The 26,952-nt window shown below is 65.2% G+C and carries 23 protein-coding genes and 1 pseudogene; 17 read left to right on the top strand and 7 right to left on the bottom strand.

All coding sequences use genetic code 11. The annotated features are described in order from the left end of the window. The first annotated feature begins 107 nt into the window (after positions 1-107). Both HKW67_RS12405 and nth read left to right on the top strand, forming a co-directional pair. Positions 108-1,886: a DNA polymerase/3'-5' exonuclease PolX gene (locus HKW67_RS12405; protein WP_171225685.1), complete on the top strand. Its 1,779-nt coding sequence runs from the start codon at positions 108-110 to the stop codon at positions 1,884-1,886. A gap of 143 nt (positions 1,887-2,029) precedes the next feature. Continuing rightward, on the top strand, positions 2,030-2,734 hold the full coding sequence (gene nth / locus HKW67_RS12410; RefSeq protein ID WP_171227648.1) for an endonuclease III: 705 nt from the start codon (positions 2,030-2,032) through the stop codon (positions 2,732-2,734). A gap of 45 nt (positions 2,735-2,779) precedes the next feature. On the opposite strand, the gene HKW67_RS12415 is transcribed toward nth, so the two are convergent. The 6 genes from HKW67_RS12415 to HKW67_RS12440 form a co-directional block, all read right to left on the bottom strand. Then, positions 2,780-3,817, bottom strand: a complete 1,038-nt coding sequence (locus HKW67_RS12415) for a HupE/UreJ family protein (protein WP_171225686.1) — start codon at positions 3,815-3,817, stop codon at positions 2,780-2,782. Between the two features lie 2 nt (positions 3,818-3,819). Further along, positions 3,820-4,734, bottom strand: a complete 915-nt coding sequence (locus HKW67_RS12420; protein WP_171225687.1) for a YHYH protein — start codon at positions 4,732-4,734, stop codon at positions 3,820-3,822. Positions 4,735-4,816: 82 nt separating this feature from the next. Continuing rightward, positions 4,817-5,215, bottom strand: a complete 399-nt coding sequence (locus HKW67_RS12425; protein WP_206044406.1) for a VOC family protein — start codon at positions 5,213-5,215, stop codon at positions 4,817-4,819. Positions 5,216-5,351: 136 nt separating this feature from the next. After that, a complete protein-coding gene (locus tag HKW67_RS12430; RefSeq protein ID WP_206044407.1) occupies positions 5,352-5,846 on the bottom strand; it encodes a hypothetical protein in 495 nt (164 codons plus the stop codon). Further along, positions 5,843-7,117, bottom strand: coding sequence for a DUF1501 domain-containing protein (locus tag HKW67_RS12435; protein WP_171225688.1), 1,275 nt, complete (start codon positions 7,115-7,117; stop codon positions 5,843-5,845). The genes HKW67_RS12430 and HKW67_RS12435 overlap by 4 nt, the downstream gene beginning before the upstream one ends. Before the next feature lie 25 nt (positions 7,118-7,142). Then, the gene (locus tag HKW67_RS12440; protein ID WP_171225689.1) at positions 7,143-8,696 is read right to left on the bottom strand and encodes a DUF1800 domain-containing protein; all 1,554 of its coding nucleotides are present in this window, start codon (positions 8,694-8,696) and stop codon (positions 7,143-7,145) included. 95 nt (positions 8,697-8,791) lie between these two features. Between HKW67_RS12440 and HKW67_RS12445 the strand changes: the two genes are divergently transcribed. The 6 genes from HKW67_RS12445 to HKW67_RS12470 all read left to right on the top strand — a co-directional run bounded on the left by HKW67_RS12445 (position 8,792) and on the right by HKW67_RS12470 (position 14,349). Then, positions 8,792-9,262 (top strand): peptidylprolyl isomerase, encoded by a 471-nt coding sequence (locus tag HKW67_RS12445; RefSeq protein ID WP_171225690.1) that lies wholly within the window; start codon positions 8,792-8,794, stop codon positions 9,260-9,262. 19 nt (positions 9,263-9,281) lie between these two features. Next, positions 9,282-9,461 (top strand): hypothetical protein, encoded by a 180-nt coding sequence (locus tag HKW67_RS12450; RefSeq protein ID WP_171225691.1) that lies wholly within the window; start codon positions 9,282-9,284, stop codon positions 9,459-9,461. A 220-nt stretch (positions 9,462-9,681) separates the two neighbouring features. Further along, positions 9,682-10,305: a TetR/AcrR family transcriptional regulator gene (locus HKW67_RS12455; RefSeq protein ID WP_171225692.1), complete on the top strand. Its 624-nt coding sequence runs from the start codon at positions 9,682-9,684 to the stop codon at positions 10,303-10,305. Further along, entirely contained in the window at positions 10,302-11,636 is a 1,335-nt protein-coding gene (locus HKW67_RS12460) for a TolC family protein (RefSeq protein WP_171225693.1), read from the top strand. Before HKW67_RS12455 ends, HKW67_RS12460 begins: the two co-directional genes overlap by 4 nt. 48 nt (positions 11,637-11,684) lie before the next feature. After that, positions 11,685-12,713: an HlyD family secretion protein gene (locus HKW67_RS12465; RefSeq protein WP_171225694.1), complete on the top strand. Its 1,029-nt coding sequence runs from the start codon at positions 11,685-11,687 to the stop codon at positions 12,711-12,713. 13 nt (positions 12,714-12,726) lie between these two features. After that, positions 12,727-14,349, top strand: a complete 1,623-nt coding sequence (locus tag HKW67_RS12470) for a DHA2 family efflux MFS transporter permease subunit (protein ID WP_171225695.1) — start codon at positions 12,727-12,729, stop codon at positions 14,347-14,349. Between the two features lie 137 nt (positions 14,350-14,486). Here the strand turns inward: HKW67_RS12470 and HKW67_RS12475 are convergent. Then, positions 14,487-15,751, bottom strand: a pseudogene (locus tag HKW67_RS12475) (IS256 family transposase). A gap of 196 nt (positions 15,752-15,947) precedes the next feature. Here HKW67_RS12475 and HKW67_RS12480 point away from each other — a divergent pair. The 9 genes from HKW67_RS12480 to HKW67_RS12525 all read left to right on the top strand — a co-directional run bounded on the left by HKW67_RS12480 (position 15,948) and on the right by HKW67_RS12525 (position 26,939). Continuing rightward, positions 15,948-16,568, top strand: a complete 621-nt coding sequence (locus HKW67_RS12480) for an HD domain-containing protein (RefSeq protein WP_171227651.1) — start codon at positions 15,948-15,950, stop codon at positions 16,566-16,568. Positions 16,569-16,633: 65 nt separating this feature from the next. After that, positions 16,634-17,197, top strand: coding sequence for an RNA polymerase sigma factor (locus tag HKW67_RS12485; RefSeq protein ID WP_171225696.1), 564 nt, complete (start codon positions 16,634-16,636; stop codon positions 17,195-17,197). Beyond that, positions 17,194-17,604, top strand: a complete 411-nt coding sequence (locus HKW67_RS12490) for a hypothetical protein (protein ID WP_171225697.1) — start codon at positions 17,194-17,196, stop codon at positions 17,602-17,604. Before HKW67_RS12485 ends, HKW67_RS12490 begins: the two co-directional genes overlap by 4 nt. A 13-nt stretch (positions 17,605-17,617) precedes the next feature. Continuing rightward, complete coding sequence (locus HKW67_RS12495; protein ID WP_171225698.1) at positions 17,618-18,010, top strand: P-loop NTPase family protein; 393 nt, start codon at positions 17,618-17,620, stop codon at positions 18,008-18,010. Beyond that, positions 18,007-19,365 (top strand): TolC family protein, encoded by a 1,359-nt coding sequence (locus HKW67_RS12500; protein WP_171225699.1) that lies wholly within the window; start codon positions 18,007-18,009, stop codon positions 19,363-19,365. The genes HKW67_RS12495 and HKW67_RS12500 overlap by 4 nt, the downstream gene beginning before the upstream one ends. Beyond that, on the top strand, positions 19,365-20,999 hold the full coding sequence (locus HKW67_RS22315; RefSeq protein ID WP_206044408.1) for an efflux RND transporter periplasmic adaptor subunit: 1,635 nt from the start codon (positions 19,365-19,367) through the stop codon (positions 20,997-20,999). Before HKW67_RS12500 ends, HKW67_RS22315 begins: the two co-directional genes overlap by 1 nt. Next, complete coding sequence (locus HKW67_RS12515) at positions 20,912-22,135, top strand: ABC transporter permease (RefSeq protein ID WP_171227652.1); 1,224 nt, start codon at positions 20,912-20,914, stop codon at positions 22,133-22,135. Before HKW67_RS22315 ends, HKW67_RS12515 begins: the two co-directional genes overlap by 88 nt. 316 nt (positions 22,136-22,451) lie before the next feature. Continuing rightward, positions 22,452-24,386 carry a potassium transporter Kup gene (locus HKW67_RS12520; RefSeq protein WP_171227653.1) on the top strand — a complete coding sequence of 645 codons (1,935 nt, stop codon included), beginning with the start codon at positions 22,452-22,454 and terminating at the stop codon, positions 24,384-24,386. Between the two features lie 288 nt (positions 24,387-24,674). Next, positions 24,675-26,939 (top strand): PAS domain-containing hybrid sensor histidine kinase/response regulator, encoded by a 2,265-nt coding sequence (locus HKW67_RS12525; protein WP_425486258.1) that lies wholly within the window; start codon positions 24,675-24,677, stop codon positions 26,937-26,939. The last annotated feature ends 13 nt before the right edge of the window (positions 26,940-26,952 follow it).

Genomic DNA, 26,952 nt, shown 5'->3' on the forward strand with positions numbered 1-26,952 from the left:
CGCAGGGATACTGCGCCGTACTCCTGCTGCCTCCACCCTGACACCCTCCTCCCTGCCTCCTAAGCTTTTGGCAGTTCTTCCCCTGCGGACCACGCTAGATTTCGGTTATGGATTGCCGCTCCGCCGCCTTCGCCCTGACCCAGATCGCTACGCTCCTCGAGCTGCATGACGAGGACCGGTTTTCGGTGCGAGCGATGCAGACTGCCGCACGAGTCGTGGCGTCGCATGGCGAGACGGATTTGGGGCAGGCGATGGCGCGTGATCTGGCGGCGGAAGATGTGATCGCGCCGGCGGCCATCGAAGTGCTGCGCGACCTTGCGACGAGCAACGGCTCGGCCCTGCTTGAGCGACTGCAGGAAGAGACGCCCGAAGGACTGTTGGAGATGCTGCGCGTGCCCGGTTTGGGGCCGTCGCGCATCCGCTCCATCCACGACGGCCTGCACATCGACTCGCTGCTGGATCTCGAGTTGGCGGCGCGCGATGGACGGCTCGCTGAGCTGCCGAAGTTCGGCGCCAAGACGGCGGAGAAGATCCTCAAGGGAATCGCCGATCTGCGCGCGACCGGGGCCTACGTGCTCTGGCAGCATGGCCGCGCCGAGGCGGAGCGCATTGCCGACGCGATTCGGGCCAATCCGGATGTGTTGCGGCTGGAAATCGCGGGCTCGATCCGTCGGCGCATGGAGATCGTGCGCGATGTGGACGTCGTCTGCGCCGTGCGTGGTAGCCCGAGCGTGGTAGCGGCGTCGTTCGCGCAGCTGCGTGGCGTGAAGGAAGTGCTCGGCGGTGGTGGTCGCACGTTGTCGCTGCGCCTGGAAGACGGTGTGCGCGTGGACGTGCATTGCGTCCGTCCGGAACAGTTCGCGCTGGCGCTCTGGCGCGCCACGGGTAGCAGCGCGCACGTGAAGCAGCTCACCGAGCGCGCGGCGGGCATGGGCCTGGTGCTCGCGGGCGACGAACTGCGCGATCGTGATGGCGCACTGGTGTCGATTCCCGACGAGCCGGCACTGTATGCGCGACTGGGCTTGGCGTACGTGGTGCCCGAGCAGCGCGAAGCGATGGGCGAAGTGGAAGCCGCCGCGCGCGGCCCGTTCCCGACGCTGATTACCGAAGCGGACTTGGTGGGCGCCCTGCACTGCCATTCGCAGTACAGCGACGGCGGCGCCACCATCAGCGACATGGCCAACGCGGCGCGTGCGCGCGGCCTGCGCTACTTGGGCGTGTCGGATCACTCGCAGTCGAACACCTACGCCGGTGGCTTGGCGCGCGATGCGATTCTGCGACAGCATGACGAGATCGACGCGCTGAATGCGCAGTACGTGGCGCAGGGGATCGCGTTCCGCGTGCTCAAAGGCATCGAGGCCGACATCCTGCCCTGCGGTCGCGTGGACTACGACGCGGCGTTTCTCGATCGCTTCGACTTCGTGATCGGGTCGGTGCACTCGCGCTACGGCATGAACGAGCGGCAGATGACGGACCGCGTGCTCAAGGCGCTCGACGATCCGCATCTCACGATTCTCGGACATCCGACCGGCCGCCTGCTGCTCACGCGCGAACCCTACGCGATCGACATTGCCGCGATCATCGAGAAGGCCGGTGCGGTAGGCGTCGCGATGGAGCTCAACGCCGATCCGCATCGTCTCGACATCGACTGGCGGGCCTGCCGCATCGCGCAGGAGCGAGGCGCGCTGGTGAGCATTGGCCCCGACGCCCATTCACCACAAGGGTTCGAGCATCTCGAACTTGGCATCGCCAGCGCCCGCAAAGGCTGGCTCACGCCAGCCAATGTGCTGAACACGCGTTCGGCCGACGAGGTGTTGGCGTTCGCGCGGGCACGGCGCGATGGCGCGGCGACGACGGCGCCGCATCTGCGTGTGATGCAGGGCTGATGGCGGCTCGCAGCGCAGGAGGACGCGGTCCGCGTCAACCGCTGTCGGCGAAGAAGCCGGGCAAGACGGCGCAGAACGCCACACTGAAAGCTGGGCCGGCGAAGGCGACGGAGACGGCAACGGTGAAGAAGGCGACGCGCAGCATGACGAAGACGCACGGGCAGAAGCCGTCGCAGCGCGCGGCGCTGGTGTCCCGATCGCCGAAAACAAAAGCCGACAAGCTGGCCATCGCCACGGTCGTGCTGGAGCGCCTGAAGGCGGAGTATCCCGACGCCCATTGCGAACTGGACTACCGCAATCCGTTCGAGCTGTTGGGCGCTACGATTCTCTCGGCGCAGTGCACCGATGTGCGCGTGAACATGGTCACCCCGGTGCTGTTCGCGCGCTATCCGGATGCCGAGTCGCTGAGTGTCGCGCGGCAAGAAGACGTGGAGGAGATCGTGCGCACCACGGGGTTCTTCCGCGCGAAAGCGAAGAGTCTGATCGGTATGGCGACGATGCTCGTGGAGCGATTCGGCGGAGAGGTGCCGCGTACCGTTACCGAGCTGGTGCCGCTGCCGGGTGTTGGACGGAAGACAGCGAATGTCGTGCTGGGCAATGCATTCGGGATCAACGAAGGCATCGTCGTGGACACCCACGTGCAGCGGTTGGCGCGACGGCTAGGGCTCACGCGTGAAGCAGACCCGATCGGGATCGAGCAGGCGCTAATACCGCTCTTTCCACGCGACGATTGGGCGCTGCTGAGCCACTTGTTGATCTGGCACGGACGACGGCGATGCTTCGCGCGGAAGCCGGACTGCGGCGCGTGCGTTTTGGCAGAGGTTTGTCCGAGCTGCGAGGTTTGTTGAACTGCCAGGGGCGCTAAGAGTTAACTGCGCTAAGAATGAACGGCGCTAAGAGTCAACTGCGCTAAGAGTGAACGGCGGGACTGGCTTTGGGCGGTGGGCTTTTGCGGCGAAGATGGCGAGGAGTGCTACCGCCACGATCGCTGCTTGGCCTAGTTCGATGCCCGCGTTGAAGGCGGTGAGGCTGATCAGCTTGCTGCTGCCGCTCAGGCCGATATCGGCCATGGCGCTGGCGAAGCCGAGTCCGTGCAGCAGGCCGCAGGCGAAGACGATGGCGGCGCGAACCGGGAGTTTCGTGGCTTTGTGCGTGATGTTCAGCGCAAACATCAGCACGATGCTGGCGAGGATCAGTGGTTCCACGATGCTCGGCGAGATGCGCACCACGTTCAGCATGCCCAGTGCGAGGGTGATGCTGTGCGCGACCGTGAAGCTGGTGAGCACGGTGAGCCAGTAGCGCCAACCGGCAGCGGCGACGATGATCGTGAGCACGAAGAGGACGTGATCGACGCCGGTGAGGATGTGCTCGATGCCGAGTGCGGAGTATTGCGTGGCGACGTGCGCGGGGCTCTGAAAGAATTGATGATTGGGGTGACTGGCGCGGAGGACGGCCATTTCAGCGGTGCTGTCGTGCATGGCTTTGATGGCGAGTTGTTGTTCGCTGCCGGTGGAGCCGAACAGGTCGGTGTGGATGGCGAGCTGCGCTGGCGCGGCGATGAAGGTTTGCTTCACGAGCACCAACACGTGCGTGCCGCCCCCGGCAGATGCGGGGTCGTTCTCGACCAACTCTACCGAGAGCTGCAGGAAGTCCCGCGAGCCGCGATCGGTGCCGTTGGTGAGTTGGAGCCGAGAGGAGATTTGCTGCTGCAGCGCGGCATCGTGTCGCTGCAGTTCGATGGGCGAGAGTCGGCCGTTACCGTCGTCATCGAAGCCGGTGAGCGTCGAGACGGGGATGCTGAGCGCACCGAACACGGCACGGCCGCGCACGTTCAGCGTGCCCGATTGCGCGGGCATGAGATGCGCGTGCAACGGGGCCGCGAACGTGGTGAGCGCGACGCTGAGCGCCACGAGCATGCGACGTGCGGACACGACTACACCGTGCCCTTCACGCAACGCTGCACGTACGGATACGTGGCAGTGATGTAGTAGTGATAGATGCCGGCCGGATACTCGGGCGTGACGCCGGTGCGGCCGTTGCATTCGTCGAGATCACCACTGCCGGCGGCGTACTCATAGTCCTGCGTGAACGTCCCCATCGGAAAGATGGTCACCGATGGACGGCCGGCATCGGGTGTCGCCTTGAGACGGTAGCTCGACGTGACCGCCTTGATGCCCGACGACGCGTTGGTGGCGGCGACGTATCCGTAGCGCGCGTAGATGGGGAAGCCGTCGATCGCGAAGCCCACCAAGGTCATGGCCTGGCCCTTGTTCAGCTTCGTGAGATACGCTTCCGGCAAACCGTGATAGTGGTACTGCCCGTTAGGCTGCACATGCGCGTTGCTCTCATCCGTGCCGAACTGGAAGGCGCCACCGATCGCTTCGAGGCGCCACGGGTCGGTGCCCATCGCCGCCACGCAGCCGCCGCCGGGGTTGATGGACGTGGCGTTGGAGGCACACGTGCCTGCGGTAGCCGGGTCGAACTTTACGCTATTGAGCGCATATCCCGGATTCGCCGTGGTCACCGCCGCGGTGCCCAACGACGGCGTGAAGCGGAAGTTGATCGTGAGATTCTGCGCGCTGATCGGTGTCGCGAAGTTCCCGCTCGTGACCGGATGATCGGGAATCCCATTTCCCGTCATCGTGCGCGTGGTGGACGTACACGTCCATTTCACGGTGCTCGTGGCGTTGACCTTGGCCGAACTGTTGAACGACGAGCTATTGATGGCGCACGCCACGCCGTCTACGGTGTTGCCAATGGGCGCGGTGCCGCCCTCGTCGTCGGACGAGGAACAGGCCGACAGAGCGGCAACAGCGGAGCACAGCACGATCGCAGAAATGCAGCGCATAGAATTGCCCGGATGGTGTGAACGGCACGTCTCACCACCGTAGACGTGAATGCCCCCCAAACGTTAGCGCCGCCGCTAGGCCCTACCCCGCCGCGTGCTGCGTCAGCGAGAGCAGATTCCCGTCCGGGTCCTTGAACCACGCTACGCGTGTCCCGCCCGGCGCCGTCCAGAGGCCATCGGCGTCCTGTTCGATGAAGCCGTAGCGCTCGAACTCCACCCCCCGCGCGCGCAACGCCACAATAACCGCCGTCGCGTCGTCGACTTGCCACCCGAGCGACGTGAAGGAATGCGGCAAGAACTCCCGAAGCTTCTGCAGTCGAAGAGACACTCCCGCGAGGTCGAACACCAACGCGAACGGATCGTCCGAGATCAACCGCAAGCCCAACACATCGCCGTAGAACGCCTTCGCGCGCTCGACATCCGTGATCGCCAGAAAGGCGACCGGTTGAGCACCACCCAGCATATCGCCCCCCAGATTCACCACCCAAGCTTCACGCCCTTAGCTGTTAGCGCCCCTAACTCTTAGCGCCCTTAACTCTTAGCGCCCCTAACTCTTAGCGCCGTTAATTCCTAGCGCCGTTAATTCCTAGCGCCCTTCGCAGTTACGATCCCCCCCGTTACCACATCCCCAACAAGTAGTATCTCCATCCTGTCACCCCGTTCACGATCGTCACCGCCGGCGACGTTGTCCCCACGCCCGTGACGCCGCAGTACACGTCCTCGTTCGTCACCGGCGTTTGCGTTACCGACACCCACGTGCGTCCATCGATGCTGATCCAGCACGCCACGAACGGCAGCCGGTTGTTGGCCAGGGCCGCCGCCGGCAGCGGCATCGCAAAACTGCCGCTCAAACCGAAGATGCCGCTGCTTTCGATGCGATTCACGACGCCAGACGGCCCCTGCGGTCCTGCCGGTCCCGTGGCGCCCGTCGCTCCGGTGGCACCGGTAGCGCCCGGAGTACCCGGTGATCCCGGCGTTCCCGTCGGGCCGGCTGGCCCTGTCGGCCCCGCCGGTCCTTCCGGTCCCGTACAGGCGGTGAGCACCATGAGCGCCGCGGTCGCCATCAGCGTCGTCGCGCGCGATACCACCGTAGACACCATCGAAGCGGTCACTTGGTCACTCCACGAAAGCGTGGCGTATAGTCGGGGAAGATCGCCGACAGATTGCGGTTGTTGAGACGGTTTTGCACGACTTCAGCAAGCACGTCACGCATGTCGATCGTGACCTTGAGATCCTGTCCGTCTTCGAGCTGTTCGCGTTCCAGACCGGGCCACTGCGTGATCACCTGCCCGCCGGCGATCGCCTTGCCCATCAGGAACATCACGCTGGCGCGGCCATGATCGGTACCGACGCTGCCGTTCTCGCGCGCGTTGCGTCCGAATTCGGTGGTAGCGATAAGGGTGACGCGAGAGTTGCTCGGCCCTTGCATGATGTCCTGCCAGAACGCGCCGAGCGCACTCGCGAATTCCGTCATGTTGTCGGCCAGCACGCCACCGATGGAGCCCTGATTGGCGTGCGTATCCCAGCCATTCGCGTCCACGTGCGCCGCTTCGAGTCCGATGTCGCCTTTGATCATCGTAGCGATCGCGCGCAGCGCTTGTCCGAGATTGTCGTTGCGATACGTCGCGCCGTTGGCCGGGCGGTAGCCGTTGAAGTCGAGCCGGTTCAACAACGTGACCGTGGCGAGTCCATCGATCGCGCTGTCGCGCATCGGCGTCCACGCACCGTTGTACAGACGCTGCAACGCGGCCGTACTCGGCGTGGTCACGCCGAACGAGGCGGGTCGTGGTACTGGAAGACTCTTCGGCGCGCCGGCCAGCGTGCGCGGCATGCCGTAGGTGATCGACGTGGCACGCATCGGCGCGGTCGCGCTCATCGGCGCGCTCGTCGCAAGATGCCGCGCCAGCCAGCCCGACTGAATCGTGTAGTCCTCGGGCTTGCCCTGCTCGAGATAACGCTCGGCCTCGAAGTGCGAACGCGACTTCGTCGCCGACTGCCCGCAGGCGTGTACGGCGAGCAGTTCACCCGAGAGATACGGCGCCATCAGCGGCGCCATCGTGCGCGGCAGCATGAAGAAGGTGCCGAGCGCGAGTCCGCGGTTGGGAGAGCTGCTGTCGGGGCGTGGAATCGCCAACGTTGGGCGTAGCGCGTAGTACGTGGGATCGGCGTACGGCGCCACGAGCGTGAGGCCGTCGGCACCACCGCGCAGAAACACCGAGACCAGCACATCGCGCACACCGTCTTCGGATTCGGCGAACTGCACCGACGGCAACCACGACGGCAGCGCGACCGACGCCGCGCCGATCGAGCCGAGTTCGAGAAAACGCCGTCGACTGACGTGTCGGTATTCGTCGCACGCCACATCGTCGCGTGGATGGTTCATGGAGTCGGATGACATCAGTGGACCATCAATAGAACTGAAATTCGGGCGCCATTGTGGCGAGGTGCAGGGCGTCGAGCACGCGACTGCGCGTGAGACCAGCGGTGAGCCACGCACGCAGTTCTGCGTCGAGATCCGCCGACATCTCACCGCCGAAGAGCCGCGAGCGAATGGCGTCCACGACACCCTCGACCGTTGGCGTCGCGAGGAACGGATCGAGATCCACGATTGTCCAGCCGCTGGCCGTGTTGGCCACCTGCAGCACGGTGTTCACGTTGTTCCACCGGTCGATGATCATCCCCGCCCAGAATTCGGCGCGATCGGGATATCCGTCGGGCGTGGGCCAGCCGCCCACGCGATGACCCATCGCTTCGAGTGGGAAGTACAGCCCATCGAAATCTCGACGCACATCGGCCACTGGCACCGCCCGCGCACCGGTCGTGCGCAACGCCGACACCATGAGATGCATGGGTCGCTTCAACTTGGCGGGCGCGCGCATGATGTTCTCGAGCGAGAGTACGGCGCGCAGGATCGCCTTGATGTCACCACCGCTGCGCGTGTAGGCCGTCACCACGGCGCCAATCTGCGCCTCGGTGGGATCGGGGCGCACGAACCAGCGTAGCAGCTTAGCGGCGATGAAGCGTTTGGTGGCGGGATGATTGGCCAGCATCGCGGCAAAGGCGATGCCTTCGTCCATGCCCGCGGCGCCGGTGCCGGCCGTGCGCGCCGGGAAGTTCATGCCGAACACCGTCTTCGCCTCGAAGTCGTGCAGTTCGGCCTTGTACTGGAAGATGCCCTGCCCGTCGACGGACCAGCCGGTGAGTACACGCGCCAGCTCGCGCACGTCGCTCTGCGTGTAGCCGCCATCCCAACCGACGGTGTGCAGCTCCATCAGTTCGCGCGCGTAGTTCTCGTTGATGCCCCACTTGGTGTTCCACACCTGATCGAGGTACCAGAGCATCGCCGAGCTGCGCATGCTGGCGTTGATCAGATCGCTGACTTTCCCGAGGGCTTTCGGACGGATGACCCGCTGATCGTGAAACAGTTTGAGGCTGTACGCGCCATCGATCGGCACGTGGAAGTGATCCGACCAGAACTCGACCATACGCTCGAAGAGCGTGCGCTCGGAGAGCATGGCGCGTTCGACCGTCATGCGGCCAAGCGGGCGGATGAGCTGGAAGTACGGGCTGCCGCTGTCGGCGATGGTCATGGCCTGACGCGGCGTCATCGCCAGCAGATCGCGGTAGGTGGCGGCGATGTAGCTGTCGCAGGCCGTATCGTCGATGCGCTGCGGGTTGAGCTGCTCCTCGAGGTAGGCCTCGTAGCCCAACTCGAGGGCGCGGGCGACCTGCGGGGCGGTGTGGCCGTGCGAGGTGCGGCGTAGCAGCCGAATCTCGGGCGACTTCCAGAACGCCTGCTGGCCAAGCTGGCTCAGCAGTCCACCTAGCCGGGCGTTGCGCGACGAGGGAAGCTGGGCGGCAAGGGGCGCTGGGGCGAGCGCGGCCCCGGCCGCGGCCAATACGGCCCCACTGGCGGCGGTGCCGAGCCCCGTCTTCAACCATTCCCGGCGGTTGGTCTTCATGGCAGCGAGTATCCTACCCGATGGGCTGCTCTGTCAATGCGCCGAGATCCCATTAGTTTTCCCCTCTTCCTTCCCAATAGGATCCAGGAGACATAGTGGCTAAGCTGGCAACGTTCGAGACCACCAAGGGGACCCTTGTCGCCGAGTTGTACCCGGCCGAGGCGCCCAAGACCGTAGAGAATTTCGAGAAGCTCGCCAATCAAGGCTTCTATGATGGCGTGAAGTTTCATCGCGTGATCGATGAGTTCGTGGTGCAGGGCGGCGACCCGTACTCGCGCGACCTTCCGGCCGGCGATCGTCGGATCGGCACGGGTGGCCCGGGCTGGCAGATTCCCTGCGAGACGGCCGGCAATCCGCACAAGCATGAAGTGGGCGCGCTGTCGATGGCGCATGCCGGCAAGAACACCGGCGGCAGCCAGTTCTTTATCGTGCTGAGCGAGGCGAACACGCGTCACCTGAACGGCGTGCACACGGTATTCGGCAAGGTCACGAAGGGGCTGGAGTTCCTCCCGTCGATCGTGGCGAACGATGGCATGGTGTCGGTGCGCGTCACCGACGCCGACTGACTTTCTCCGGAGATCTGAGATGGGCGGACACGCACAGCAGGGCAGCGACAAGGGCGCCGCGTTCATCGGCCTGATCGGGGGCGCCGTGTTGATCGGTGCGATCCTGTACGGGATCGTGATTTGGACGAACGGGCAGTTTGCTGGGCATGAGGAGAAGAAGGCGGCGGCCGCTTTCAGCGTGAGCCCGGTGGTTGGGTAACTGCGAACTCCCTAGGTAGCAGGGGGAGGGTTTCAGGAAGGAGGGGGCAGGACTGCGGAAACGCGGTCCTGCCCCCTTTCCGCATTGGGCTGTCCTCCTCCCCCCCCCCCCCTGACACCCTCCTCCCTGCTTCCTAGGGAGTTCGCCGTTCTCAGACTGTCAGAGCGCTCCATCGCCCGCCCCCTTTACTAACTGACTGGTCAGTCATTAACAATTCAGGGTGACCAGTATTGAGCCCCAACGCCGGCGAGCGCCGGAAGAACGCCCCACCCAGATCCTCGACGCCGCCTTCCATGAGTTTGGCGAGCGCGGGCTGGCGGGCGCGCGCCTCGACGACATCGCCAAGCGGGCGCAGGTCGCCAAGGGCACCATCTACCTCTACTTCCCGACCAAGGAAGCGCTGTTTCGGGAGATGGTGCACACCACGATCGTGGCCGCGCTGGCGGAGGCGGAAGCCTCGCAGGCCAGCCTGGTGGCCGAGAGCGCCGAGGCCCAGCTGCGCCGGCTTGGACAGGGCTGGTGGGTGTTCCTCCGCACGGACCGGGTGCAGGTGCTGCAACGCCTCGTGTCGCTCGAGCTCGGGCAGTTCCCCGACCTCATGCAGTTCTACGCCGACGAAGTGATTGCCCGCGGGCGCCGTCTGGTGTCGGGCATCATCGCCCGCGGCGTCGAGCGTGGTGAATTCCGCGAGGTCGACCCGCAGCTGGCGGCCCGCATGTTCTCGTCCATCTGGATGTCGCACAGCACGTGGTGTGCGCGTCGTGAGTTCCACAAGACACTCGGCAGCGACGAGCAAGTGCTCGATGAAATGCTCGAGTTTTATCTCTACGCCCTGCGTCCATGAAGCAGCTTTCGTCCATTATTGCCGTCGTTCTCGCGATGACCGGCACCGCCCTGCCCGCGCAAACTGCGTTGTCGCTGGGCGACGCCGCCCGACTGGCGGCCAAACAAAGTGGTGGCGTCGACGTGGCCCGTCAGCGCGTGGCGCAGGCGGAAGCCCGCGTGACGCAGCGACGTGGCGCACTCTTCCCCGATCTCGCCGCCGGCATTCAGCAGTCCGAGCGCACGCTCAACTCGGCGACGTTCGGTTTTTCCTTCAGCAATCCGGTCACGGGCCAGCCGCTACTGCGCCCTGATGGTGAACTCATCGGACCGGTGCCCACGGTCGACGTACGCTATCGGTTGCAGCAGCCGCTGCTCGACCTGGGCAACGTCGCCAAGTGGCGTGCCGCCCAGTCGTCGGTGTTGGCCGCCAGTGCCGACGTGCAAGCGCAGGCCGACTTGGCGGCGGCCAACGCCGCAGCCGTGTACGTGCGCGCCGCGCGCGCCGAGGCGCAGCTGTCATCACGCCGCGCCGACTCGGCGTTGGCGGCCGATCTGCTGCGCATTGCACGCGATCAATTGCAGGCCGGCACGGGCATCGCCCTCGATGTCACGCGAGCCGAGTCACAGCTGGCGAATGTGCGGGCGCAGATCATCGGTGCGCGCAATGAGCGTGACCGTGGGTTGCTCGAACTCAAGCGCGCCGTGGGATTGCCACTCGATGCGCCGCTCTCGCTCAGTGATTCACTGGCCAGCATGCCGGTTGGTGATGTGGCGCCCGACGCAGCGACCGCGCTCGCCCGCGCGACGGAATCGCGCGCCGATGTGAAGGCGTTGGTGGCACAAGAGACGGCGCAGCGCGCCGCGTCGCAGGCCATCAAGTGGGAGCGTACGCCGCAGCTCGGACTGGTGGTCGATCAGGGTGTGATCGGCAAGAACTGGAATCGCATGCTGCCCACGTACTCGTGGGGGGTGCAGCTGTCGGTCGGCCTCTTCGACGGCTTCCGTCGCGAAGGACGCGTGCAGGAGCAGATCGCGGCCACGCGTGAAACCGATGCCAAGCTGCGTGATCTGCGTGCGCAGAGCGCGCTCGAAGTCCGCGCCGCGCTGCTCGATCTGAGCGCCGCGCTGGAACAGGTCGATGCCGTACGAGAGCGCCTGCAGCTCGCCGAGCAGGAGGTTACCCAAGCGCAGGAACGCTTCCGCGCCGGTGTTGCCGGCAACGGTGACGTGATCACGGCGCTGCTCTCGCTGAATCAGGCCCGCACGCTGCGCAACGATGCACTGGCCAGCTACCAAGGTTCCCGCGTCGCGCTGGCCAAGGCGATGGGCGAAGTCCAAAAGCTGCCGTAAAGGCTACTCCGTACTCCCGACTCCATACTCCCTACTTCGCTTTTATTTATGAATATCCGTTTACTCATCCCTGCTGCTCTGGTCGTCGCCGGCGGCGTGTGGGGCTTCAATCGCTGGTCCTTTTCGCAGACGCACGAATCGACGGACAATGCGCAGGTCGACGGACACATCGTGCCGGTCGTCGCCAAGGTTGGCGGCTACGTCATGACGGTGAATGTCGGCGAGAATGCGCATGTCGACGACAAGGGCGTGCTCGTGTCGATCGACGAGCGTGAATACGCCGTGAAGCTGGCGCAAGCCGAGGCCGACTATGCGGCGGCGGTGGCCGCTGCGGGCAGTGGTGGACTCGAGGGTCAGGCGGCCGCGATGGTGCGCACGGCGTCGAGTCAGCGCGACGTGGGCGATGCGCAGGTGCTGGCTGCCCGTGCGCAGGTGGTGAAGGCGCAGAGTGATCTGGCGCGCGCGAAGGAACTCTCGGCGAAGCAGATCATCAGCGTCGCACAGCTCGACGCAGCGCAGGCCGCGTTCGATGCCGCGTCGGCCACGCTTACGGCCACACAGCGTCAAGTGAGTGCCGCGACGTCGGGTGTATCGAACGCCGAAGCGGGTGTCCGTCTGGCGCGGGCCCGTCTCGCGGCGGCAAAGGCGGCGCGCGAGAATGCGTCGCTGCAGCTGTCCTACGCGAAGATCACGGCGCCGCTGTCGGGCATCGTGTCGCGTAAGCAGGTGGAAGTAGGACAGCTCGTGCAGGCCGGTCAGACGTTGCTGTCGATCGTATCGGACACCGGCGTGTTCGTGACGGCGAATTTCAAGGAGACGCAGCTCAACCGCGTTCGTGTCGGCCAGAAGGTCGAACTCGAGATCGATGCGTACGCGGAGAAGGCAGAGGGCGAGGTGGAGAGCATCGCGTCGGCCACGGGCGCCAAGTTCGCGCTGCTGCCGCCGGACAATGCCACGGGCAACTTCACGAAGGTCGTGCAGCGTGTGCCGGTGCGTATCCGCATCACGAAGGCGCTGGGCGCCGATCGTCCGTTGCGCCCGGGCATGTCAGTGCTCGCAAACGTCATCGTGAAGTAGCGCGGCGCGTCACATGGCGACCACTGTCCTCCCGACCGGTTTGACCGGCACACCCTCCGCTGGAGCGCCGCTGGCGTCCAAGGCGGTGGTGGCCGACGATCCGTACAAGAACAAGTACTTGATCGCGATCGCGGTGACGCTGGCCGCGGTGCTCGAGCTCGTCGACACGTCGATCGTGAACGTGGCGATCCCGCACATGATGGGTACGCTCGGCGCTACGCTCGACGAAATCGCGTGGGTGTCGACGTCGTACATCATCGCGAACGTGATCGTGATTCCGATGTCGAGCTGGTTGTCGGCGTACTTCGGGCGCCGCAACTATCTCACCGGCTCGATCACGATTTTCGTGGTCGCCTCCTTCTTCTGCGGCGCCGCGACGTCGCTCTGGGGATTGGTGTTCTGGCGCGTGATTCAAGGGCTCGGCGGCGGCGCACTGCTCTCCACCGCGCAGACCACGCTGTTCGAAGCGTTCCCGCCCCACGAGCGCGGCATCGGCCAGTCGATCTTCGGCGTGGGCGTGATGGTCGGCCCCACCCTCGGCCCGACACTCGGTGGCTACATCGTCGATGCCTACGCGTGGCCGTGGATCTTCTACATCAACGTGCCGCTCGGCATTTTCGCCGGCTATCTCGTGTGGACGTACGTGCGCGACGCGGCACACCAGGTAAAGGCGACCTCGGTGGACGTGCTCGGCATCGTGTTGCTCACGCTGGCCGTTGGTTCACTGCAGTGGATGCTGGAACGCGGCGAACGGTTCGACTGGTTCGAATCGCGCTTCGTAACGGGACTCGCAATCACGAGTGTGGTCTCGGCCGTACTGCTGGTGTGGCGCGAGCTCACGATCGACGAACCGATCATCGACTTCCGCATTCTGAAGTCGCGGCAGGTCGCGCCCGGCGTGATGTTCGCGACCTTTCTTGGTTTGGCGCTGTACGGCTCGGTCTTCGTGCTGCCGGTGTTCCTGCAACAGCTGCACGGTTACACGGCGCAGCAAACCGGCATGGTGATCCTGCCGGGCGCGTTGGCCTCGGCATTCACGATGGCGTTCGTAGGGCGCATCGCGAACAAAGTCGATGCCCGTCCGATGATTGTGGTCGGCGCGTTCCTGTTTCTCGCGTCGATGGTGCAGATGTCACGCCTGACGCTCGACTCCGGGCAGAGCGACCTATTCTGGCCGCTGATCCTGCGCGGCGTGGGGCTGGGGTTCATGTTCGTACCGCTCACCAGCGCCACGGTGTCCGGCCTGCCGATGCGCCTGATCGGCCAAGGCACCGGCATGTTCAACCTCATGCGTCAATTGGGCGGATCGCTGGGTATTGCGATCATGGCGACGATGCTGGCGCGACAAACGGTCGTGCAGAAGCAACTGCTCACCGAACACGTGGGCTCGTACGACCCCACCACGATGGCGCGACTGGGCGGACTGACCCGCAGTCTCGTGGCCCGAGGAATCGATGTGTCGATCGCGAAACAGCAGGCCTTGATGATCATGGACCGCCAGATCGCGACGCAGGCGAGCGTGATTGCATTCTCGCGGATCTATCTGATTTCAGGGATTCTGCTGGTGGCGGCACTGCCGCTGCTGTTGATCTGGAAGACAGGGAAAGCGGCTGCGATCAAGGTGGATTTGCACTGATTGCTTTGGGCTTTGGGCTTTGAGCTGTGGGACGCTGTGGGCTGTCGGCTTGGGGTTTGAGGTGTTGGGTACTGGGTTGTGGGTTTTACGACCCAGGGACCTGTCAGGAATTCTGTGTATGAGTCGTGAGCATCGGGTCACGACGTCGCCACGAGTCGGTCGCCGAAGAGGAGCTTGAGATGTGGGAAGGCCGCGCGCCAGTACTTGTCGGGCTTGGCCTTCCACTTCTTGCCGATGTTGCGCAGCGCGAGATAGAGCAGCTTGCCGGCCGCTTCATCACTCGGGAAGTGGCCGCGGGTCTTGATCACTTTGCGAATCTGCATGTTCAGGCTCTCGATCGCATTCGTGGTGTAGAGCACGCGGCGGATTTCCAGTGGGTAGGCGAGGGCCGGCGCGATGCGCTCCCAGTGCCGCTCCCAGATGGCGACGATCGCTGCGTGGCGCTGCCCAAGCGGACTCTCCGCAAAGCGCTGCAAGGCGAGACGCCCAGCCGCCTCGGTGGGCGCGTGGTAGATCGTCCGCAGCGCCGCCGCGACGAGCGAGAGCTTCCGCTCGGTCCACGACACGTAGTGGAGGCTTTGACGCACGAGATGCACGATGCACTGATGAATCACCGTGTGCGGAAACACCGTCTGCAGCGCGTCTGGGAGCCCCGTCAGGCCATCGATCAGCGCGATCAGGATATCGGCCACGCCACGGCCCTGCAGCTCGCGAAACACGCGGTGCCAGAAGGCGGCGCCCTCGGTTTGCGCGATCCAAAAGCCGAGCACTTCCTTCGTGCCATCCAGCTGCACGCCGAGCGCGAGATACACCGCCTTGTTTTGCACGACGCCTTCGTCGCGGATCTTCACGCGCAGCGCATCGAAGGCGACGGCCACGTACGTCGACTCGAGCGGCCGCTGCTGCCACGTCTCGACTTCGGCCAGCACCTCGCTCGTGATCGTGCTGATCAAGTCGGGCGAGACCGGGATCTGATAGCGCTCCTCGAGAAACGCCTGGAGCTCGCGCGTGCTCAAGCCGCGCGCGTACAGCGTACAGCATCAGCACCGTCTCGTCGAAGCCCGGCAAGCGGCGGGCGCCCTTGGGCACAAACTGGGGCGCAAAACTGCCGTCGCGGTCCCGCGGGATGTCGAGCGCAATCGACCCGCTCTCGGTCAGCAACGACTTCGGGGTAAAGCCATTGCGGGCATTGCCATCCGGCCCGCGCTCCCCGCCCTCGGGATAGCCCAAGTGATGCGTGAGCTCAGCCTTGAGCACCCGCTCCGCCATCGCCTTCTGCAACTGCCGCCAGACCAGCTGGAAGTCGGCGGAGGTCTGCACCCCCCGCCACCAACTGGTCGAGAATCTCGGGCGTCAGCCCTGCGGGCAGCGGCTCCGCCGCCGCCCGTTTCCGTCGAGCCATAACCACCTCCGTCCTACAAGGTTATGACTCATACACAGAATTTCCGACAGGCCCCGACCCAGTACCCAGAACCCAATACCTCAAGCCAACAGCCCACAGCCGCCCGAGCCCGACGAGCCCGCCCTCCCACCCCCGCGCCCACAGCGTCCCGACCGTTAGACTTGGGGTTTCCCCCTCTTGCCCACTAGATGTCGTGATGCCCCTTCCCTCCCGCTCTGACGCGCTGGCGCTGGTCCATGAGTGGACCGCCTCTGAATCCCTCCGCAAGCATATGCTTTCGGTGGAGTGCGCGATGCGGGCTTACGCCACCCGGCTGGGGGAAGACGTCGAGCTGTGGGGGATCACCGGCCTCGTTCACGACTTCGATTACGAGCGATATCCCAACGCTTCGCTCGGGGCGGATGTCGAACATCCGGCAGAGGGCGTACGGGTGCTTCGGGCGGCGGGCTGGCCTGAGGAGCTGTGCGAGGCGGTGCTGGGGCATGCGGAGTACACCGGGGTTCCCCGGGTCACGCTGCTGGCCAAGGCCTTGTTCGCCGTGGACGAGCTCACGGGGTTGATTACCGCGAGCGCGCTGGTGAAGCCCTCCCGAGCCGTGGCAGACGTGGACGTGGCCGGAGTGCGCAAGAAGATGAAGGACAAAGCCTTTGCCCGGGGCGTGAACCGGGACGACATCATTCAGGGGGCCGCCGCCCTCGATGTCCCCCTCGACGAGCATATCGGCATCGTGCTGCAGGCCATGCAGGCGGATGCGGTGCCACTGGGGCTTGCGGGATTGGCGCCCCCGCCCTCAACGCCCCCCGTTGGCGATGCGTAAGTCGAATGACCCCACTATTGCCGATGACCTCCGTCGCCCTCTCTTTCCCAGCTGCCTCCCCTGTCATGGGGACTGACCGACCGGTGTCGGCCGAGGCGCTCGAAGAGCGGGAGTTGGTGCTCTCGGCGCAGGCAGGGGATCACACGGCATTCGCCGGTCTGGTGCATCGTCACCAGCGCCGAGCGTATGCGGTTGCCCGTGCCATTGTGTTGTCGCACGATGATGCCGAGGATGCGGTGCAGGAAGGGTTTCTGCATGCGTTTCGCGCCCTCGAACGGTTTCGCCCGGAGCAGGCTTTCGGCGCGTGGCTGCATCGCATTGTCGCCAATGCAGCGTTGGATATCGCCCGTCGGCGCAAAGTACGCGACGCGGACGAGTTGCCGGAGACGTTGTCGTCTCCACATCGGGATCCGGCAGAATCGGGTGAGTTGCGTGCGCGCCTGGCGCGCGCACTGGATACGCTCGGCGAACGGCAGCGCGCAGTCATCGTGTTGCACGACGTCGAGGGATACAAGCACGCGGAGATCGGCTCAATTCTCGGAATTCCCGAGGGAACGGCGCGATCGGACTTGCACCATGCTCGGGCGCACCTGCGGCGACAGCTGAGCAATCTTCGGAGTGAGAAATGAACGTCACGCGGAACGACAACGGGCACGGCCCGGATGCGGACCCTCGAGTGACCGACCTGCTACGCAGCCACTACGCCGCGCCGCAGGACGAGACGTACTGGCACGGCCTGGAAGAGCGCGTGTTGATGCATATCAACGTGCTGCGTCCATCATGGTGGAGCGGGTTCGGTGAGTTCCGGACGGCCGACATCCGCAACGTGGGGTTGATCGCGGCGACGATCGGCTTGCTCGTGGCGGGTGCCACGTTCGTGCGCGAGGCCGAGCGCAATGCGACGGCGCGCGAGATGGCGCAGCGGGCGGCGGTGGAGTCGGCGCTGCCGCTCAACGATGCCACGCTGACATCGCGTGTGCGCGTGCGGCTTCCGGAGGATGCGCCGGAGCGGTACCTGCATCCTCTCGACTACTAGGCTCGAGCACTCCGTGTCTACCTCCCGCCCCAAATCGCTCGCCATGATGTTCATCCTCGGTGCGTTTCTCACCGGGGGGGCGGTCGGTTTTGCCGCCGACCGCATGGTGTCGCCACCGCGCCCGGACGTGTTCAACGAGAGAACGATGGTCGATGAACTCGCCCGTGAACTCAAGCTCTCGTCTGCACAGCGTGTGGTCATCGACTCCGTGTGGGATTGGCGTCGCAAGCAGTCGCGTGAAATCATGAAGACCGTCCGGCCTACTCTCGATGCCGTGCGCGACAGTGCGCGCGTGCTGATGATGAACACCCTCGATGACGCGCAGAAGACGGCTTTCCGCGCACTGCTCGAGCGCAACCAGCGAACGGCCGACAGTGCGGCGCGTGCGCGAGGTGAGACCAAGTGAATCGCAGGAATCGTGTTGGACAGACCGTCGTTGGCGTCGTGATCTTCGGGGCGGTCGTGATGACCGCCCCGCTTGGCGCTCAGGGGTTGTCGGGCGACGATGGCGCGCGTCCGGTCAGCCTGCGCGAGGCGATCGAACTCGCGGCCAAGAACTCGCCGGCGGCCGTATCGGCGCGTGGTCTTGATCGCAATGCGTCGGCGGCGCGTCGTCAGGCCCTCGGCTCGTACGTGCCGAACGTCAACCTTACGGCGGGTACCGGGCGGACGCAGGGTACCACGATCAACAACTTCAACGGTCAGCTCACGTCGTTGTCGGGCAATCCGTGGAGCTACAACAACGGCCTCGCGCTGAACGTCGAAGTGTTCGATGGCGGTCGCCGGTGGTCGGAAATCAAGCGCATCCGCGCGACGGCCGACGTGGCCGACGTGTCGGCGGTGTCGGCGCGCTTCGATGCGTCACTGCAGGTGAAGCAGCAGTTCTATGCAGCGCTCGCCGCGCGCGAGTCCGCGGCCGCCGCGAAGGCGCAGCTGGAGCAGGCCGAACAGCAGCTCAAGGCGTCCACCGCGCGATTGGCGGCCGGCGTCGCGACCAAGTCGGATTCGCTGCGTTCGGCGATTCTGGTGGGCAATGCGCGTCTCGCCGTGCTGACGGCCGAGAACGATCTGCGCGTCGCTACGGCGTCGCTCACGCGGGTGGCCGGGTCCACCACGCCGATCACCGCGTCCCCCAGTGACACGCTCGACACGCCAATGACGCTGCCGACCGACGAGGAGCTGGCGATGCTCGCCAACGACGGTCCCGCCGTGCGTCTGGCCATCTCGAATGTGGCGGTCGCCCGCGCGGCCAAGCGGTCGCAGAAGTCGACGTACCTGCCCACGCTCACGATGTCGTACAACTACGCCTTCAGTCAGAACGCTGGAGGCTTTGCGGGTCGGCAACTGTTCCTGGTCGGTGGCAACAACGCGAGCCGTCAGACGATGAACTTCAACATCGCCTATCAGCTCTTCAACGGATTCCAGCGCGAGTCGCAGACGGTGCAGGCCGATGTCACGCTCACGAATGCCGAAGCGCAGCTCCGCGACGTGCAGCTGGGGGCCCGCCAGAATCTGACGTCGTTCGTGCGCTCGCTGCAGAACGCGCAGGCGCGCGTGCAGGTGCAGCTGGCGGCGATCGCGGCCTCGGAAGAAGATCTGCGCGTGCAGCAGCAGCGCTATGCGCTCGGCGCGTCCACGTTGCTCGACCTGCTCACGTCACAGACGCAGCTCAATCAGGCGCGTCAGGCGTTGATTCAGGCCCGCCTCGATGGTCGCATCGCCCGCGCGCAACTCTCATCGCTCGTGGGGCGTGAACTCTGATGCGTGCTCTGGTGCCGTTTCGCGCGCGTGGACTGGCGCTCCCCGCGCTCCTGGCCAGCAGCGTGCTGGTCGGATGTGGCGCGAAGAAGGAAGCAGCGCCGGTTATCGGCACGGCGGTCGTCGACCGCCGCACGATCGTGGTGGATGCACAGGCGACCGGCGCCGTGGAGCCGATCAACGTCATCGAAGTGAAGTCGAAGGCCTCCGGGCAGATCACGCGCATGCCGGTGGAAACCGGTTCGCAGGTGAAGGCCGGCGAGCTGCTGGTGCAGATCGACACGCGTGACGTGAAAAACCAGTACGAGCAGTCCGCGGCCGACCTGCGCAGTGCGCAGGCTAGCCTCGAAGTGGCCCAGTCGCAGAAGAAGCGCTCCGACGAACTGTACAAGACGCGCATTATCACCACGCAGGAGTACGAAGCCGCGCAGCTCGGCCTCACGCAGGCGCAGGGTGCGATCGTGCGCGCGAGCACCAACGTCGATCTGGCCAAGCAGCGCCTCGAAGACGCCACCGTGATCGCACCGGTGAATGGCACGATCATCGACAAGCCTGTCTCGTTGGGTCAGGTGATCGCGTCGGCTACCGGCTCGGTGTCCGGTGGCACGACCCTGCTCAAGATGGCCGACCTCACCAAGGTGCGCGTGCGCGCGTTGGTGAACGAGACGGACATCGGCAACGTGCGCCCGGGTCAGTCCACGCGCGTCACGGTGGATGCCTACCCCGAGCGTCCGTTTCAGGGCGTGGTCGAGAAGATCGAACCGCAGGCCGTAGTACAGCAGAGCGTCACCATGTTTCCGGTGATCGTGTCGCTGGACAACAACGAAGGGTTACTCAAGCCGGGCATGAACGGCGAAGTGTCGATGCTCATCGACCGTCGCGACAACGTGCTGGCCGTGAGCAACGACGCGGTGCGCACGGTGCGGGAAGCGGCTGTCGCGGCCACGTTCGTGGGGCTCAACCCCGACAGGGTGTCGGCGCAGGTGCGCGAGATGCAGGCCCAGATGCGCAGCAGCGGTGGCGGCAACGGCGCGGGCGCCGGACAGCCGGCCGGCGACATGCCGTCGGCCAAGGCCGTACAAATGGGCGAGAAGAAGGCCGATGCGAAGGGGGCACCGACGTCGGATCGACGGGGTGGTGCACCGACGGCCGCGGGTGGCAACAGCGGCGGTAATGGCGGCGCCCGTTCGGCTGGCGGCAGCGTCACGCGGGTGCGCACGGCCTTGGTGTTCGTGGAAGACGCGCCGGGTAAGTTCAGCCCCCGTCTCGTGCGATTGGGCGCCTCCGACTACGACTTCTCCGAGGTCGTGTCGGGACTCAAGGAAGGGGAAAAGGTGGCCACGCTGGCCGTGCAGGCGCTGCAGGCCAAGCGTGACCAGCAGAACGACCGGTTCCGTAGCATGACGGGCGCCGGCGGCATGCCGGGCGTGCAGTCCACGACCGGCGGTGCTGGCGGCCGCCCGGCCGGTGGTGGTGGTGGTGGCGGCGGTGGTGGTGGTGGTGGCGCGCGCGGCCGGTGGTGGCGGGCGTCCTCCCGGAGGTCGCTGACATGCTATACGCCGAGACCATTCGCGTGGCGCTGGGCGCGCTGCGAGCCAACAAACTGCGCTCGATCCTCACCATGCTTGGCATCGTGATTGGCGTCGGCGCGGTGATCGCCATGGACGGCATCGGCCGCGGCGCGCAGGAGTCGATCAAGGATCGCATCACGGCGCTCGGCACCACGCTCCTCACGGTGACGCCGGGGCAGGTACGCGGCATGGGTGGCGTGGCGTCGGAAGCCGATCGTGCCAAGCTCACGATGGACGATGCGGCGGCGCTCGAAGAGCAGGCCTCGCTGGTCACGGCGGTGCAGCCCGAGATGTCCAGGCAGCTGCAGCTACAGTTCCAGGCCAAGAACGCCAGCACCCAGGTGGTTGGTACGTCGGCGAATTACCTCACCGTCCGCAGGTACGAGCTGTTGGGCGGGAGGATGTTCACGACGCAGGAAGACCTCGGCAAGCAGCGGGTGGCGGTGGTCGGTCCGGCGGCGCTCACCAACCTCGGCATCGAAAACCCCGAGGCGATCATCGGTGAGGCGGTCCGCATCCGCGGCATTCAGTTCACAGTCATCGGCGTGCTCAAGTCGAAGGGGCAGACCTCGCCCTTCCAGAATCCCGACGACCAGGTGCTGATCCCGCTCAATACGGCGCGCTTTCGCGTGCTGGGCACCGATCGTATCCGCTCGATCTCCGTGCTCGCCGCGTCGGAAGCGAAGATCCCCGAATCGATGGCCGAGATCCAGAAAATCCTGCGTCGTGAACACCGCCTGCCGCGCGAGCGCGACGACGATTTCACCATCCGGAATCAGGCTGACTTTCTGACCACGTTCGCGGAAACGAGCAAAGTGTTCGGCTCCCTGCTGGCCGGGATCGCCGCCGTTTCCCTCGTCGTCGGCGGCATCGGCATCATGAACATCATGCTGGTGTCGGTGACTGAGCGTACCCGCGAGATCGGCGTGCGGAAGGCGCTGGGCGCGACCGGCAACAACATCCTGTTTCAGTTTCTGATCGAGGCCGTCGTGCTTTGCCTCCTGGGCGGGGCGATTGGCGTGGCTATGGGCAGCGGCGGGGCGATGCTGATCAGTCGCCTGTTCGCCTGGAATACGTCGATCAGCAGCCAGTCGGTCGTGATGGCCTTTGCCTTCTCGGCCGTGGTGGGCGTCGTGTTTGGCGTATGGCCGGCCCGTCGGGCCTCGAAGCTGGACCCGATCATGGCGCTCCGCTACGAGTAGTGGGATGGGCCCGACCGATCTATAGCGTGATATTCCGAAGCACCCGACAACGGGAGGCATACTTGCCTCCCGTTGTCTATTTCTGCCCGGCACCGTGGTACATTTGGGATTCGCTCCGAACTATGCCAAACGACCAGACTCCTCAGGCCTCGTGAACACCTCCGGGGCCGACTCCGATAGCAGCGCGGCCGGCAGTACCGGCCAGCCTCCCTCGTCCGAAGCCATCCGGCATCCGACGGGCTCGTCCGTCGCTCCATCCGCGGCGAACAACGCCGCCGATGCACCGCTCGGCGCCGAGATCCGCTCCAACACCGGCATGTTTCCCGTCCAGTCGCCATTGCGAAAGGAAGGGCATCATGAGAATCCCACCGGCAAGCGGCTCGCCATCCTGACACTGACGGCGCTTGGCGTCGTCTACGGCGACATCGGGACGAGCCCACTGTATGCCCTCAAGGAGTGCTTCAGCCCGATTTACGGTATTGAAGCGACGCGACAAAATGTCTTCGGCATTCTGTCGCTCATCGTGTGGGCGCTCACGCTCGTCGTCACGGTGAAGTACGTGAACTTCATCCTTCGCGCGGACAATCGCGGCGAGGGTGGCACCTTCGCGCTGCTTGCGCTGATCTTTCCGCGACGCTCTCCGGATACCCCGTCCGCGCGCGGGCGCTGGATCGTGGCGTTGGCGTTGTTCGGCACCGCGCTGCTGTACGGCGACGGCATTATTACGCCGGCGATGAGCGTACTCGGCGCGATGGAGGGACTCGAGATCGCGCTGCCGTCGATGGAGCGCTACATCGTGCCGATCGCGGTGGTAATTCTGGCGGCGCTCTTCGCCGCCCAGCGATTCGGAACGGACCGCGTTGGTCGCGCCTTCGGACCGGTCATGTTGCTTTGGTTCGCGACGATTTCACTGCTCGGCATTTTTGAAGTCGCCAAGGATCCCAGCATTCTCTGGGCGGTGAACCCGATTCACGCCGTCCGTTTCATGCAGGAGCACGGCACGCTCGGATTTCTGGTGCTCGGGTCGGTCGTGCTCGTCGTCACCGGCGGTGAAGCACTCTACGCCGACATGGGACACTTCGGCCGCAAGCCGATTCAGACGGCGTGGCTGTGGCTGGTGTTTCCCTCGCTCTTGCTGAATTACTTCGGTCAGGGCGCGCTGCTGCTCCGCGACCCGTCGGCGGCGGAGAATCCCTTCTTCCTGCTCGCGCCCAAGGCGCTGCTCATCCCGCTGCTGGTCATCTCGACGCTCGCCGCCATCGTCGCCTCGCAGGCGCTGATCTCCGGCGCGTTCTCGATCACGCGACAGGGTATCCAGTTGGGCTTTATTCCGCGGCTCGAAATTCTGCATACCAGTACGACGGAAGAAGGGCAGATCTACATCCCAGAGGTGAACTACTTCATTGCCGTTGGCTGCCTGCTGGTCGTCCTTGTGTTCCAGAACACCTCGAACCTCGGCGCGGCGTACGGCATCGCGGTCACGGGCACGATGTTCATCACCACGATTCTGTTCGACGTCGTGGCGCGACTTCGGTTTCGCTGGCAGTCCTGGCAGGCGACGTCGCTCACGACGGCGTTCCTTATCGTTGACCTGGCCTTTTTGAGTGCCAACCTGGTCAAGGTCAAGCACGGCGGCTGGGTACCACTCGTGCTGGGCCTCGTGCTGTTCCTGCTCATGCTCACGTGGAAGCGTGGTCGCGCCCTGCTGAACACGCGGCTCGCCGAAGGAGCGTTGCCGATCGGTCTCTTCCTCGACGGCGTCGAGAAGTCGAAGGTGCATCGCGTGCCGGGAACGGCGGTGTTCATGACTGGTAGCGATGACGGCGTGCCGCCCGTGCTCCTGCACCATTTGAAGCACAACAAGGTGCTGCACGAGCGAGTACTGCTGGTTTCGGTGAAGACGGCCGATGTGCCAGAGACGAGTGCGGCCGAGCGGGTGCGGGTGATGCCGCTCGGGCATGGCTTCTGGCGCGTGGTGGCCTCGTACGGCTTCATGCAGACGCCCAATGTCCCGAACGTGCTCGAAGTGGTCGACCAGATGGGCATCCGTTGCAAGCCGATGGAGACGAGCTATTTCCTCGGTCGCGAGCGGCTCATCCCGGTGCCGGGCAGACCCGGTGATACGGTCACGCTGTCCCGATGGCGCAAGGTTGTCTTCGCCATCATGGCGAGAAACGCGCGCTCGGCCACGGAATTTTTCTGTATTCCACCCAATCGGGTCGTAGAACTGGGGACGCAAATCGAGTTCTGATCGGGGCGGACTCCGATGAAGATCTTGGTGCTCGGGAGGTGCAGTTACACGGCTGCACCTCGCTTCCTTTCCGCCGACGTCTATCGGAGTTTTCCTTCGTCTGCTATCAGTTAGCGATGACCAAGCTTGCCGACGTCGGCGGCGGGCCATCAATGATCGTCTGACGCGGGATGGAAGCCCATCGCGTGGGACACTGCAGGGAACCGTATGCACGAACCGCTTGACGAATCCTCGCTCGCCCCTGCACCGCGCCCGTTCACGGCACTTACCCCGGCGCAGGCGGCGCTGCTGGAATGGAGTCCGAATCCGAAGCTCGTGCTGGATCGCGAGTTTCGCGTTCGCTACATCAATCACGCCGCACTCGCGTACGGGCAGGTCGAGCGCGACGCGCTGATCGGTCGCAATGTGTGGGAGTGCTATCCGGCGCTGAAGGACTCGATCTTTCATGAGGCGTACGAAAGCGTGCTCACCACGGGCGTGACCGCGCGCTTCGAGCGCTACGACGACGAGCATGATCGCTGGCAGTCGGTGTACGCCTTCCCGGCCGACGACGGCGTGATTGCTGTACTCGAGGACATCACGGAGCGCCGTCGCGCGGAACGCTCGTTGCAGGCGAGCGAGGCGGCGCTGGCGAGGGCCCAAGAGGTCGCGGGCATCGGCAGTTTCAGCGTCGAGCGACCGGGGCATCTCCAGCTGAGCGCACAGGCGTATCGCCTGCTCGGGCTCGACCCGACCGTCGACACCATCGACATCCCGACGATACGCGCTATGCTGGCGTCGTCCGATCCCGAACGGTGGGCCGCGCTGTCGGCCCGCACGCCTATCGGCGACGATATCTCGATGGACTTCACCGCCACCCGCCGCGATGGCAGCACGGTCATTCTGCATGTGCTCGCCCGCGTGATGAAGGGCGCCAGCGGAGAGCAGAAGCTGTTCGGTACGGCGCAGAATGTGACGGAGCAGCGGCACGCGCTGGAGAATCTGCGGCGCAGCGAAGAGACGCTGCGGCTGGCGCAGGAAGCGGCGAACATCGGCAGCTTCGACTTCGATCTCCGCACGAACAGCATGTTCCGTTCGGACCAGTTGCTGCGCATGCTCGGCCTCGAGCCCAACGACGAGGCGAGGGCGCACATCGACGCGCGGCCCCGGTTCGACTTCGTACATCCCGACGATCGGGCCTTGGTTCAGGAGACGTGGAGCAAGGTGATCAGCACCGGAGAGCGGCACGTCATCCGGATGCGCGTGTTCCGTGTGGACGGCGTCGAACGGCACATGATCTCGAGCGCCATGTTGGTGCGCGACGGGAATGGCGAACCGGCGCGTATCGTCGGCACGCAGGTGGACATCACCGATCAGGTGCGCGGCGATGAAGAACGGGCGCGCGTGGAGTCGCAACTGCAGCAGGCGCAGAAGCTGGAGTCGCTCGGCGTGCTCGCCGGCGGTATCGCGCACGACTTCAACAATCTGCTCGTGGGCATTCTCGGCAACGCCTCGCTCGCGCTCCTGGATCTCGAGCCCGGCGCCGAAGCGCGGCAAAGTATCGCCGAGATCGAACAGTCGGCGCAGCGTGCGGCGGAACTGACGCGGCAGCTGCTGGCCTATGCGGGCAAGGGCCGATACGTCGTCGAAACCGCCGACGCCTCGTCGGTGATTTCCGAAATGACGTCGCTCATGCGGACGGCGATCTCGCGCAACGCCTCGCTGCAGATGGATCTGGCCACGTCGCTACCGCGCGTCGACGTCGACGTCAATCAGTTCCGCCAGGTCGTGATGAATCTCATCACGAATGCCTCGGATGCGCTTGGTTCGAAGCCGGGACTCATCAGCGTGCGCACGGGCCGGCAGGAGGTCTCCCGCGAGTATCTCAGCGGCTGTGCGCCCGGCAGTGGGGCGCAGCCCGGCTCGTTCACCTATGTCGAGGTGCACGACAACGGCACGGGTATGGACGACGCCACGCGTCAACGCATCTTCGAGCCATTCTTCTCGACGAAGTTCACCGGACGCGGCCTCGGCTTGGCGGCCACGATGGGCATCATGCGAAGCCATCATGGTGCGATCCGCGTGTACAGCGAAGTAGGATCCGGGACCTCCGTCAAGCTGCTGTTCCCGTCTTCGACGCAAAGCAGCGGTGCGGGCACGGTCTCCGGGGCGCGCACCGACGAATGGCGCGGCGGTGGACAGATTCTGGTCGTTGACGACGAAGACAGCGTGCGCGCGGTGGCATCGGCGTTGCTCCGTCGCCGTGGGTTCCGCACGCAGGAAGCGTCCGACGGCGTGAAGGCGCTCGAGCTCTTTCAAGAGCAGCCCGACGCGTTCGATCTTGTGCTGCTCGATCTGACGATGCCGAACATGAATGGCGAGGAAACACTACGCGCGCTGCGCGACCTGCGCCCCGCCGTCAACGTGCTGCTGATGAGCGGCTACAACGAGCAGGACGTGACGCGCATGTTCGCGGGGCGCAGTCTCTCCGGCTTCTTGCAGAAGCCATTCCGCGCGGAGGAGTTGTACGCGAGTGTGGCGCGGAGTCTGGGCGTAAACACGAACGGCCGCTAGCAGGAGCGAGCGG

The sequence above is a fragment of the Gemmatimonas groenlandica genome (genome assembly GCF_013004105.1).
Lineage (GTDB): Bacteria > Gemmatimonadota > Gemmatimonadetes > Gemmatimonadales > Gemmatimonadaceae > Gemmatimonas > Gemmatimonas groenlandica.

Excerpts from the sequence above, each read along its gene's own strand:
- HKW67_RS12450 (WP_171225691.1), top strand. The coding sequence starts at position 9,282 with ATGGGCGGACACGCACAGCAGGGCAGCGACAAGGGCGCCGCGTTCATC.
- HKW67_RS12480 (WP_171227651.1), top strand. The coding sequence starts at position 15,948 with ATGCCCCTTCCCTCCCGCTCTGACGCGCTGGCGCTGGTCCATGAGTGG.
- HKW67_RS12465 (WP_171225694.1), top strand. The coding sequence starts at position 11,685 with ATGAATATCCGTTTACTCATCCCTGCTGCTCTGGTCGTCGCCGGCGGC.
- HKW67_RS12470 (WP_171225695.1), top strand. The coding sequence starts at position 12,727 with ATGGCGACCACTGTCCTCCCGACCGGTTTGACCGGCACACCCTCCGCT.
- HKW67_RS12515 (WP_171227652.1), top strand. The coding sequence starts at position 20,912 with ATGCTATACGCCGAGACCATTCGCGTGGCGCTGGGCGCGCTGCGAGCC.
- HKW67_RS22315 (WP_206044408.1), top strand. The coding sequence starts at position 19,365 with ATGCGTGCTCTGGTGCCGTTTCGCGCGCGTGGACTGGCGCTCCCCGCG.
- HKW67_RS12405 (WP_171225685.1), top strand. The coding sequence starts at position 108 with ATGGATTGCCGCTCCGCCGCCTTCGCCCTGACCCAGATCGCTACGCTC.
- nth (WP_171227648.1), top strand. The coding sequence starts at position 2,030 with ATGACGAAGACGCACGGGCAGAAGCCGTCGCAGCGCGCGGCGCTGGTG.
- HKW67_RS12435 (WP_171225688.1), bottom strand. The coding sequence starts at position 7,117 with ATGAACCATCCACGCGACGATGTGGCGTGCGACGAATACCGACACGTC.
- HKW67_RS12420 (WP_171225687.1), bottom strand. The coding sequence starts at position 4,734 with ATGCGCTGCATTTCTGCGATCGTGCTGTGCTCCGCTGTTGCCGCTCTG.
- HKW67_RS12485 (WP_171225696.1), top strand. The coding sequence starts at position 16,634 with ATGGGGACTGACCGACCGGTGTCGGCCGAGGCGCTCGAAGAGCGGGAG.
- HKW67_RS12440 (WP_171225689.1), bottom strand. The coding sequence starts at position 8,696 with ATGAAGACCAACCGCCGGGAATGGTTGAAGACGGGGCTCGGCACCGCC.
- HKW67_RS12460 (WP_171225693.1), top strand. The coding sequence starts at position 10,302 with ATGAAGCAGCTTTCGTCCATTATTGCCGTCGTTCTCGCGATGACCGGC.
- HKW67_RS12490 (WP_171225697.1), top strand. The coding sequence starts at position 17,194 with ATGAACGTCACGCGGAACGACAACGGGCACGGCCCGGATGCGGACCCT.
- HKW67_RS12520 (WP_171227653.1), top strand. The coding sequence starts at position 22,452 with ATGTTTCCCGTCCAGTCGCCATTGCGAAAGGAAGGGCATCATGAGAAT.